7 protein-coding genes are annotated in these 11,098 nt (G+C 36.7%); 3 read left to right on the top strand and 4 right to left on the bottom strand.

What is annotated here, in order from left to right; translation table 11 throughout:
- Positions 1–141: 141 nt before the first annotated feature.
- The 3 genes from MUW74_RS01725 to MUW74_RS01715 form a co-directional block, all read right to left on the bottom strand.
- Entirely contained in the window at positions 142–663 is a 522-nt protein-coding gene (locus MUW74_RS01725; protein ID WP_243553036.1) for a hypothetical protein, read from the bottom strand.
- Positions 664–914: 251 nt separating this feature from the next.
- Positions 915–1,658 carry an adhesin gene (locus MUW74_RS01720; protein ID WP_243517604.1) on the bottom strand — a complete coding sequence of 248 codons (744 nt, stop codon included), beginning with the start codon at positions 1,656–1,658 and terminating at the stop codon, positions 915–917.
- 2 nt (positions 1,659–1,660) lie between these two features.
- Positions 1,661–5,419: a baseplate J/gp47 family protein gene (locus tag MUW74_RS01715; protein WP_243517601.1), complete on the bottom strand. Its 3,759-nt coding sequence runs from the start codon at positions 5,417–5,419 to the stop codon at positions 1,661–1,663.
- Between the two features lie 133 nt (positions 5,420–5,552).
- Here MUW74_RS01715 and MUW74_RS01710 point away from each other — a divergent pair, with 133 nt between their 5' ends.
- Positions 5,553–6,146 carry a hypothetical protein gene (locus tag MUW74_RS01710; RefSeq protein WP_243553035.1) on the top strand — a complete coding sequence of 198 codons (594 nt, stop codon included), beginning with the start codon at positions 5,553–5,555 and terminating at the stop codon, positions 6,144–6,146.
- A gap of 406 nt (positions 6,147–6,552) precedes the next feature.
- On the opposite strand, the gene MUW74_RS01705 is transcribed toward MUW74_RS01710, so the two are convergent.
- Positions 6,553–8,067: an OstA-like protein gene (locus tag MUW74_RS01705; RefSeq protein ID WP_243517597.1), complete on the bottom strand. Its 1,515-nt coding sequence runs from the start codon at positions 8,065–8,067 to the stop codon at positions 6,553–6,555.
- Positions 8,068–8,324: 257 nt separating this feature from the next.
- Between MUW74_RS01705 and lysS the strand changes: the two genes are divergently transcribed.
- Both lysS and accD read left to right on the top strand, forming a co-directional pair.
- Complete coding sequence (lysS, locus tag MUW74_RS01700) at positions 8,325–9,848, top strand: lysine--tRNA ligase (RefSeq protein ID WP_243517595.1); 1,524 nt, start codon at positions 8,325–8,327, stop codon at positions 9,846–9,848.
- Positions 9,849–10,034: 186 nt separating this feature from the next.
- Positions 10,035–10,895 (top strand): acetyl-CoA carboxylase, carboxyltransferase subunit beta, encoded by an 861-nt coding sequence (gene accD, locus MUW74_RS01695; RefSeq protein WP_243517592.1) that lies wholly within the window; start codon positions 10,035–10,037, stop codon positions 10,893–10,895.
- Positions 10,896–11,098: the final 203 nt, after the last annotated feature.

Genomic DNA, 11,098 nt, shown 5'->3' with positions numbered 1-11,098 from the left:
ATGCTGTTTTTCTATTTCAGCTGTAAGTTCTGCTTGCTGATCGCAACTATTTTACAAGGAGCGTTTTTACTTTTTCTACGTAGCCTTTGTCACTGCGCTGAACGGCTACCTTTTAAACTGTTATGAACAAATATTGTTGTATCACCTAAATAATTTATAATCTATCCCTATGCTTGCAAAGCCTAAATGTATGCCATGATTTTTTATAAACTTATCTAGAAAAAGACAAAGTTTTCCATTAATAGCTATTTTTGAAGAAAGTAAATAATTTATATTGCATTCCAAAGCATAAAAATAGATTAGTCCACACGAGAAGTGCCACTTACTATTGAAAAAGTAACCCAACTGTAAAGAGGTCATAGGTAAAAAAAGTGCTACTTTAAAAGGTATGGTGATATTGATGATCCCCAAATTTATATGGAATGGCATCTCTTTCTTCACCATAAACATATCAGGTAAAAATAGCCCCCATAATAGTCCAGCAGAAAATGTATAATGCTTATAAAATAACTTCTCCCATTTTATACCTGTAGTAGCAAAAAAGCCCACCCATCTGTTATTTGTCAGTTTAGCCTCAGCTTTAGGTTTCCAGTGAACCCCTAGACCAGTGGGTATAGACCATACGCCCTTATGATATTTTATTGAAGATAGGTCTTGATTCACTGTTTCATAGCTGCTAGCCTTGGAAGTAGCCTTGTTTGAAGGTGAATGGTTAAAACCTGCCAAAAAGATAGTGATAGATATAGTGCGTAAAAAATTTTATATACTACTGATTTTCAATTTATAAATATATTTTTTAGTCACCTAAAAATGGTTAATTGTCAAGAAACTAGGTAGCTATTTAGTTTATACCGATAGAGGTTAAATCAATGCAGATGTGGTAAAGCTACATACAAAAAATATTTTAAAATGGCTTATTCCTGTATCGGATCATCATGCTCTTCTTCTTCCCACCATAAATTAGTCACATAATATTTAATCATACTATCTTCTCCATAATCACGTTGAGTTCTTATTTGCAGCGTATAATTGAAGGTGTCTCCAATCCAGCGAAGATTAATTTTATTTCTGAAACTGCCATAATAGGCTTGTATAGGGTTAATCTTATTATCCGAATTGCCAAATGTGCTCAGTGCTATAGCATGGGTCATAGCATGTAAACCCCGTCCCTTTTTACTAATTTTAGCGATTACTTCAAATGCATGGCATGCATTTAAGGGTGGTGTAATACTATACCAGTTCCCATCACCAGGCACTGAACCAGTGGCATAAGCACCTCTACGTCCATGCATGCTAACGTTGCCGTTTACAGTTAATTGCTCAGAGGGATTAGTGGTTCCTATACCAACATGCCCATCAGCTTGGATAAAAAACTTGCTTTCACCTTGTTTATCAACAAGATTAAAACCAAAATCTGGGGTATTTTTAGGGTATTGTTCAATACTCCATTTAGGTTTAAAATCATTCAAATTGTTAAAAAAGGTTATAAGCTTAGAGGAGCTCCCTTTAGGAGATAAACTTAATCCGTGATCTTGAGAGATGATTTTATCATCTTGTTTGTGAAACATTGAGTCTATCAAATCCTCAAAGTCACGTTGGGTAGGGATAGATCCTTTTTCAAAGCTTTTCTTTAGTGCTTCTCTACTAGTGATTGCCATGATTAGTTCTCATATTTTTTGGTAATTAAACAGTATTCTTCTATAGTTGGTATGGGCGCATCTGTATCTACAGATGATCTATCTTCCGGCTCTTTAGGACGTTCCCATGGGCCTACTATAAAATCTTCAGCAATAGCCATATCGCCTATACTACCATGGCGTAGTTTGACAGCAGCACCAAACTTATCTACAACCGCTATTTTGTGGTTTTTTGCAGAAACCATAACAGACCATGGATAAACGGCAAATAAATGGCTATCATAAGTCGTTACCTTGTCTAGTTTTAAGTCTGGAGGGGCCCCTACATATTTCAATATAGAAAAATTTCCTATTCCTTCTACATAATAACGATTATTAATGAAGTCTATAATTTTAGAAGTAGGTATATTACCGCCTAACTGGACATCCGCTGATGGGTCAAACATCCACGGAGAAAAAAAGTTATGTAAATCTTGTTGTAACAAATTTAAAAATAATCCTTTCTCATAACCAGGATTAAACTTAACAGTAACGTTAACCTTAACATCTTCATAGGTAGGATTGATTACTTCGCACTTTACAAATGGCGTACTTACACTTTCAATATAAGCTTTTATTTCCATTAACAGTTGCCTATTAACAGAGGGCATACTTAGAGTAGGTCCTGCTTTAGCCATTACCACAATGGTTATATAGCCAGGATTTACCATATTATAGGTACTTCTTGCTGTGTGATTGATACACTTTACCTTGAAAATTTCTGGAAATTTTTCAAGAATGATTCGTTCATAATCCCAGACTGATATGGCTCTATTTTTATGCCTTAAACGCTCGCTAACCCTTCTGTAAAAAGCTTGATGATTTTCAAACTGTCTTCCACCAAAGGTTTGAAAAGGTTGTAGCACCAACTCAATGCCTTCTATAGGGTTCTGTAATTGTTGAATGGCTTTTTCAGGGAGTAATGGAGCAGAAAAGACACCATTTTTATTCATAACCCTCGATACGGCAACTGCTTGCGTATAGACCCCAACGATAGTGACTAAGGCTCTTTTCTTATCCATAAACTGTGCTTTAATCCAGATTAACCCTGGGGTCATGCGGGTATTGTTTGTGTTAATCTTTCTGGGTAGGTTAGACAAATCAAAAATCATCAGACCTGATTTAGATAAGCCGTCTGTTCCATCTAGAACAATCGCCTCTTCAAAAGGTAACCAGGTATTATCAGACAAATAAAACCATTTAGGTTGCTGGGTTTCTTGATCTGGATTAGCCTGGCCAATAGCTATATGCATAGATAAGTGGTTGCTATTTAGCTCTTCTATCCCAAAAGCTATAAATGATTCTTTTTGTTCTACCAGTGGTAATAAGGTAGATGGCGTAGTTACCCTACTAGGAAAAGTTTTTAAATAGCCAAAAGAAGAAATATGAAAAAAGCTATTTAAGTACTTTTCTTCTTCTTCCCCAGGGGGAGAAGTTAATACCATAGACTCTTCTGCTTCGTAATCAACTGTAATGGATTTTATAAGAGGTGTATAAGGTTCATTCAAAACAGTTACGGCTTCTTCTTTCTTTTTTTGTGCATTTTTAACCAGTACACTACTCATAATATTGGGATAGATGGCATGGCCAAAAGCTTGTTCGGGTGCACATAATTGTAATTTTAAAAAACCGGATACTGTTTTAGGACCATACACTGAAACATCCAGCGGATGGTTTGATTTAGTGATCCGTAATGCAGCTAAGTCAATATCATGAATGGTTTTAAGATGATCCAACTGCTCACTACCTTGATTATTTTTTATGGAGTGAAAAAGAGGCACAATTTGTCTTTTTGAGGCAGGAGATGGATGCCAGTGTTGGTGATTTAAGTAAGCAATATTTACTTTGAAATCATCGTTATTTACTATAGTGGGATAGGCATCATAATAAGATTTAAAGCCTCCTTCTAAGGTAGGAAGGCTATCCCATTTGATATGTATTTTTAAGTCAGTTAAGTTTTTAGAGAAAATCTCTCCACTGCCTATATAAAAACTGCTATCTAGCTTGGCCAATGGACCAAAAGGTTCAAAAATTTGACTATTATCAATAATGCCTAGTTGGTTTTGAAGAACCAACCCACGATAACCCTCCACACGAACTTTTAGATCTATTTTTTCAAGAATCAAGCCATTTAAAAGATAGAGGCCAGTAAGTGATGCTTGATTACGTACGCCAACAAATACAGTAGGCGTACCAGGATTTACTAGGTCACCTTGGTACTCAGCAGGTAATGTTTCTATTGGAGGCACTTCGGCATTTAAAGATAGACGAATGTGTAGACAACGCGTTTCTTCAATAAATTCCAATGCTACAGCTTCTTCTGGTATGCTAAACCACCCCTCTTTAGTGGTAACTTGTATGTGTGACATAGCATAGAGCATACTTGACAAGTGTTTTAAAAATGCTACACTAGGTATATCCTTATTGACGTTACGATCCATTAATACTTGAAACGATTCGAAGGTAAATTGCCATCTTATATGAATGGTACGCATGCCTTCAGCAAGATGAAATAAGGGTGAACCAACCAATACAGCCAATTGTTCATTGGAATGCTTGTTGACTTGTTCATTATCTTTTGGGGTAGGAAAGAGCTGAAAAGGAAGCGACTTTAATCGTTGGTGATCATAGGTAGTAGTAGCTATTTCAACTGTTTTATAGCCTTCTTTATCAAGCTTTTTAGTAATCAATAAGGTATTAATCTGAGCGATTTTAGCTTTATTTATCGTTATATTTCTTTGCGTTTCAAATAAAATATCTTCGCCATTAACTGGATTTTTTGCCACTAAACGGGTTCCTTCTGGTACAAAAGCAAAAGGATGATTCGGGCTAAGTAAAAAGTGAACATAGGCCTGGTCCGGCAGAGACGGATTATTATTGAATTTTAGCACATGTCTATAATAGTGATCTAGTGTCCTTTGGGGAATGTGATTAAGGTGCGCATCTGCATATTGTAGTAGTTGTAGAAAAGCGATCAAAAGGGCCATATGTGGCTCTTTATCTTGAGAAGATAGGGTGTCAAAATAATCACTAGCAGCTAGCTGCTTTAATTTATAAATAGTGTTAAAAACAGCATCAAAAAAATCATCAAAAATATCGATAACTTGCTGGTCATTAGGTTCCTTACTATTTATTTCATCATAAACTAGATTAGATTTTAGTTCCCATAAAGAAGCATTATGGCACTTTTCATAAAGAAAAACAGAAAAATCTATAAAAGCTTGGCTGGTACTGGCTTGACCATGCTGCTGCAGAACCTTGTATATTTTACTGATATGGGTATTTATTTCTTCATGTATAATCGTATGTAATTTTACTCGAACCACATCTATGTTAGATAGATTCTTATACCAATAATCTAATAAAATGATTAACTCTCGAGCTATTACCAAGATATGATGCATAGACTTGCTTTCTGCAATCTCTGTATGGGTATGCCGCAGTGTTGCAAAATCTTTATGAATAATTTTCTTTAAAGTATCGATATTAGTGTGTAGAATGAGGGAACGTATAACCGTATCATCTTGCTCTAAAAACTTTCGCCAGATATTTTGATCTATGCGTTGATTATTGTTATCATAATAGGCTAATAAATCTGTATACAGATAGAGGAATCGCAGGTGATCACTAAATTGTCTGTCACTAATCAATAGATTGTTGTCTACTAATTCAGGTAGTAAGCGTTCAGCATGGCAGGTACCTCTTCTAGTAAATAAAATATTAAACTTCTTTTGAATATTCATATATTTAAACTATGATCTTTTTCTAAAAATTAAGATATTGAGTAGCTAAACGTGGTTAAGTAGATAATCGCTATGCTCTAACATTAATCTAACCCAAAAACGATTTATAAAAAAGTAATTAAGCTTCAAATTTATGTATTTTTTATCCTATTTACTCAGCATGGTTGTTTGTATAGCAACAAATTTTACATTAAATGATCCTATGCCATCCTGGTACAAGGGGAATATAGTTTTTCAAACTTTGCAAGTTACGGAATTAGACCCTAATTCGAATACTACTACTGGGCAAGATATGCCTGCTGGGCAAGATACGCCCTCTGATTCTCTAGATGAGATACTGAAAAAAGATACCCATTCAGAAGGAGCAATCCAAAACATATTAGGTGGTTTGGCACTTTGTTACAATGTTTTAGCCAATCTGCTGTTGTATCCAATCTTTTCTTTTTTATTATTGCTACTTTCAGCTGGTGCTATCGTGTTGTTTGGCTTTTGGGTTAAGAAAATAAAAAGTGAAAAAACCATTTCTACAACATGGATTTTATTTACTTGTTTGTATTGTCTTTTTTATTTAGATCTATTTTTAGTAGTCTACCAGAAAAAAGAGATTTTGTTTTTATTTCTAGAGCTAGAAAAAGATTTATTTTTAACTGTAGTGGCAGCATCTATGGGTTATATAGTAGGGAAATTCTTCTCCAGTAAATTTTTAGAAGAAAAGCAGCTGCCTTAAATGGCATTTTGTTTACGTTATCTATTAAGGAATGTTTTAGCTACTTTTTGCTTGATCAAAAAGTAGCTAAAAAATCGCGTCCATTCGCTAATTTGGCATAGGTCCACCTCAAAAATGCTCCTTTTAAAATAGTTGCGCTCAGCAAGGTTACTGCTCAAGACTATGGTAAAAATAGCTAAGAAAAATGTGCCCTTGGAAAAAGCTGTGACCAGCAAGCACAGTTTTCAGATGGTATCTGTTCAAGTCAGTGGGAAATAAGATGTTTTTAACTTACTTTTTTCTTGATAAAAAAGTAAGCAAAAAATCAAGCCCTGGGTAAAAAGTTGCTGAAGGCATACCTTACAGCTGAAATAGAAAAACAGTTTTTACCAATTTCGCGAACAGATACTTTTTAGCTCTTTATTATCTAGGAAGCCCTCCTAACTAAAATATGCTCTTTAGTAGGCCATTTTTCACCATGCCAAACAAAACCATCCAGTTTCATTTGTGTGTCTTCAATTTTTTCTGCTGGATAAAAAATCCCCTGAGGTTTTGGTTTGCATATCATTTCCGACAATGCATTGTCGATCATAGTCATTTCCATACTATCACACTTGATATGGTTCATCCCCATTAACTCATTGTTATCCCCTAGTGCAAAATAGAGGCTTTCACTATTACCGTTTATCGACATCTTTTCAATAGCACCCTGCTTAAAAAATGCCACCATCTTGTGTCCCTTTACTTGATTGTAATTACCAACTGGATCTGCTGATGCCATAAACAAATCTTTATCTACAAAGAGCTTCACTGCTTCTGATGTCTCTTCTATAACCAGGTAAACTGCTTCTCCCGTAATCTGGTAGTTGCTACACCAAATCACTGGTTTATTATGTAAATGAATGGTGTTTTTACTGGTATTATAGACCGCACCATCGGCCACACCTTGTAGCTCTTCTTGGTAGAGTCTGACATCATGTAAAGCATGAATTTCTTGCTCTGGAGGGTGATTGTTGATGGTTTTTTCTAAAACTATAAAGGTATTAGCCCGTAAGTAGATGGAGTCATTATTGACTACCTTGGTTAATAATGGCTCACCAGTTATCTCTCCTTTTTTTTCTTTTTCAGAATAACTAGCTTTTTTACCTACAATGACCGCATCATGCTTTTTGGCTCGAAGCGAAACATGACCACTAGCCGCACAATCTTGGCCATCAATAATTTCTAAGCGGTCTGCAGTAAGAATGATTTCTTCTGTAGTAAGTGTTCCTTGGTCAAATGCAAGCTGTTTTTTAGGTACAACATATTGGCCGCCTTTGGCAGTGGTCAGTACCCCTTCTTGATGGATAATTTTAGTATCTCCACGAAAATAAGCAACCTCTGACTCCGTATGATAATGCAACTGGTCGCAATGGAGCCTATAATTAGGATCTACCAATACTACTTTTTTAGAAAAGGTAACTTGATGGCGTGCACCATCATAAACCCCCTTATTACTGGTCAAAACCATTTGATCTTGTACCAATTTTCCTCCTTGCAAAAACTTCCCCTGTTTCTTTTCTACATCATAAATTAGTTTAGGGGTATAAAACATAGCCTTTGTAGAGGAACAGCTTACATCATTTTCGAAAATGGCTTGCTTGTGTGCTAAATCATAAGTCAAGAGGCCACTTTTTAATACGCTACCTTCTCGATCCACAATTTTAACATTACCTTGCGCCTCTATTACCTCTTGATCATCATATTTATAGACTCTATCTGCGGTCAAGGTCATACCATGGGTATCAAAAGTAATCACCACATTGCCTTCTAATTTCTTACAAGCCTTATCGTTGACAACCTCACCTTCCAGTCTATCTGCCTGATAGGTGATAGGGTCAGCTAAAGCACAAAGGGGCCAAGCCAATAGATATAGAATAGAGTAAATGATTTTTTTAAACATTTGCTTTACGTTTTCACTAAAAAATTAATCACCAGTTTAAATTTAATAAAAAGGAAGATATGGATTGTACGCTTTATATAAATACCTTTTTGTGTTAAGCGGTTACCAGATCTAGAATTTATAAAAATAAAATGTAAATTAGGCAAGTCTCTATCGTTAGTCATGCTCAGCCTAACCAAAGGTTTTGGCTGCATAAACCAGCGGCATAACCATGAAAGACTTTATTCCTTAATTTTTACACGAATTATTATATTGCCATGCACGAACTGAGTGAACAAGCCATCATTCGAACGCAGAAAAAAACCCTTTTAGAATCGATGGGTGTTGATCCCTACCCAGCCTTTGTGAACACCATCAATGCGACAGCAGCCACTATTCTTGCGGGTTACAAAGAAACAGATAAGGAATGCTATAGCCATGTCGTACTGGCCGGTCGCATTATGGGGCGCAGGATTATGGGCGCAGCCTCTTTTGTAGAATTACAAGATGCGAGTGGACGCATGCAACTCTATGTCCAACGAGATGCTATTTGTCCAGGAGAGGATAAAAGCCACTACAATACTTTTTTTAAAAAGTTACTAGATATAGGAGATATCATTGAAGTGCAAGGTTCGGTCTTTACCACTCAAGTAGGGGCTATAGCGATTCACGTTACCCATCTTCGCTTACTAACCAAATCACTGGCCCCTTTACCAATTGTCAAAGAGGTAACTACCCAAGAAGGGATCAAAGTACATGATGCTTTTACCAATCCTGAACAACGTTATCGCCAAAGGTATGTCGACTTAATTGTTAATCCCTCCGTACGAAAGGTATTTGAACAACGAGCCAAATTGATTCATACCATGAAAGCTTCCTTGCACCGACAAGGTTATCTAGAGGTAGAAACTCCTATCCTGCAACCCATTTATGGAGGTGCATCTGCACGCCCCTTTACTACCCACCATCATACGTTAGATATTCCTTTATATTTACGTATTTCTAATGAGCTCTACTTAAAAAGATTAATTATTGGTGGATATGAAGGAGTTTATGAGTTTGCTAAAGATTTTAGAAATGAAGGCATGTCCCGCTTTCATAATCCTGAGTTTACGCAAGTAGAACTTTATGTTGCCTACAAAGATTACATTTGGATGATGGACTATGTAGCAGCATTGATAGAAGAAGTGGCGCTTGCGCTACATGGCAGCACAAAGGTGCCATTTGGGCCTCATCTGATTAACTTCGAGCAGCCATGGAAACGTTTTACGATGTTTGAAGCGATCCACCATTTTACTGGATATGATGTGAGCAATATGGATGAAACGGCATTACGCAACGTAACCCATCAGCTCCATATTGATGTGGCAGATAACGTAGCCAAGGGTAAGATTATAGATGAAATCTTTGGTTCAAAGTGCGAACCTCATCTGATTCAGCCTACCATTATAACCGACTATCCCGTTGAAATGTCTCCTTTAGCTAAACGCCATCGAGAAAATCCAGCTTTAACGGAACGATTTGAAGTAATATGTGCTGGTAAGGAAATATGTAATGCTTTTTCCGAGTTAAATGATCCGATCGATCAGCAGAAAAGGCTAGAAGAACAGCGTACATTAGGCGAACGTGGAGATGAAGAGGCCATGGTGGTAGACCATGATTTTTTAAAAGCTTTACGCTATGGTATGCCTCCGACCGTAGGTATTGGAATCGGTATAGATCGCCTAACAATGATTATGACCAACTCCAGTTCTATTCAAGATGTGATATTTTTTCCGCAAATGCGTCCTGAAAGCCCATAAAGCCTTTAAGGTGGCTTTTAATATACTGTTTGCACAAGCTATTTGTGATGAATTTTTTTTAGAAAAAGTGCAGTTGAGCACCGCACCATACTCAATGTATTGGAGGAGCATAGATAAGTTTCGACATCAAAAGTGCCATCAGCAATAGATTTTGCAAGCGGTATAATGAATTTTGTAAATAATTGTATGAATTTAATAAACGACAACCTAAGTTGGTTTAAGCGCAAAAAGAAAGGAATTCTAACCCCTAGTTCCGACAAAAAAGAGTCACCGGATGGTATTTGGGTTAAAACACCCAAAGGGAAGATTATACACAGCAAAGTATTAGAGGAAAATTTACAAGTTGTACCAGATGATGGATATCATTTACCGATTGGCTCAAAGGAATATTTTGCTATTTTATTCGATCAGAATAAGTTTACAGAACTTAATGCAACTCTCCGATCGGTAGATCCACTCCAATTTGTAGATAATAGGCCTTATACAGAGCGTCTAAAGCAAGCAGAAACACAAACCGATTTAATAGATGCTATACGAACGGCTTATGGCACCATTGATGCATTTCCTATTGCGATTGCTTGCATGGATTTTAAATTCATTGGCGGTTCTATGGGTAGTGTAGTGGGCGAAAAAATAGCCCAATTGATCAACCATTGTTTGGCCCATCGCACGCCCCTGCTGATTATTTCTAAGTCTGGAGGTGCCCGGATGATGGAGGGTAGTTTTTCTCTGATGCAAATGGCCAAAACAGCTGCTAAATTACGCCAATTAGCTGATGCTAAACTTCCTTATATCTCGCTACTGACTGATCCTACTACAGGTGGTGTAAGCGCCTCTTATGCCATGCTAGGTGATATCAATATAGCTGAACCAGGTGCATTGATTGGTTTTGCAGGTCCACGTGTGATTCGAGAAACGGTGGGTAAAGAATTGCCAAAAGGGTTTCAAACAGCAGAATTTTTATTGGCGCATGGCTTCTTGGATATGATTGTAGATAGACGGAAGTTAAAAAAAAGCGTTAGCTTACTCTTGAAGATGTTGCGGTAAGTATGCTTTTGCTTATTTGTTGATCAATCAAAAAACTATCTATCTATCTATCTATCTATCTATATTATTATAGCTTTACAGTAGCGCGTTTCCGTTCATCACTATGGCTTATGCTAGGAAAAAAACGCGTCCTTTGAAAAAAGTGCGATCAGAAAGCGGAGTTTACAGTTGAAAAGAAAAACAGTTGCCGGGATGGATTGCAG

The organism is Candidatus Cardinium sp. cBcalN2, from assembly GCF_022810445.1.
GTDB lineage: Bacteria > Bacteroidota > Bacteroidia > Cytophagales > Amoebophilaceae > Cardinium.
The sequence above is the reverse complement of the archived record's forward strand: the minus strand, read 5'-3'. Positions and strand labels throughout refer to the sequence as shown.

What these genes read in the sequence shown, in the direction of transcription:
- MUW74_RS01705 (WP_243517597.1), bottom strand. Translation starts at nt 8,067, where the DNA reads ATGTTTAAAAAAATCATTTACTCTATTCTATATCTATTGGCTTGGCCC.
- MUW74_RS01720 (WP_243517604.1), bottom strand. Translation starts at nt 1,658, where the DNA reads ATGGCAATCACTAGTAGAGAAGCACTAAAGAAAAGCTTTGAAAAAGGA.
- MUW74_RS01710 (WP_243553035.1), top strand. Translation starts at nt 5,553, where the DNA reads ATGTATTTTTTATCCTATTTACTCAGCATGGTTGTTTGTATAGCAACA.
- MUW74_RS01715 (WP_243517601.1), bottom strand. Translation starts at nt 5,419, where the DNA reads ATGAATATTCAAAAGAAGTTTAATATTTTATTTACTAGAAGAGGTACC.
- accD (WP_243517592.1), top strand. Translation starts at nt 10,035, where the DNA reads ATGAATTTAATAAACGACAACCTAAGTTGGTTTAAGCGCAAAAAGAAA.
- lysS (WP_243517595.1), top strand. Translation starts at nt 8,325, where the DNA reads ATGCACGAACTGAGTGAACAAGCCATCATTCGAACGCAGAAAAAAACC.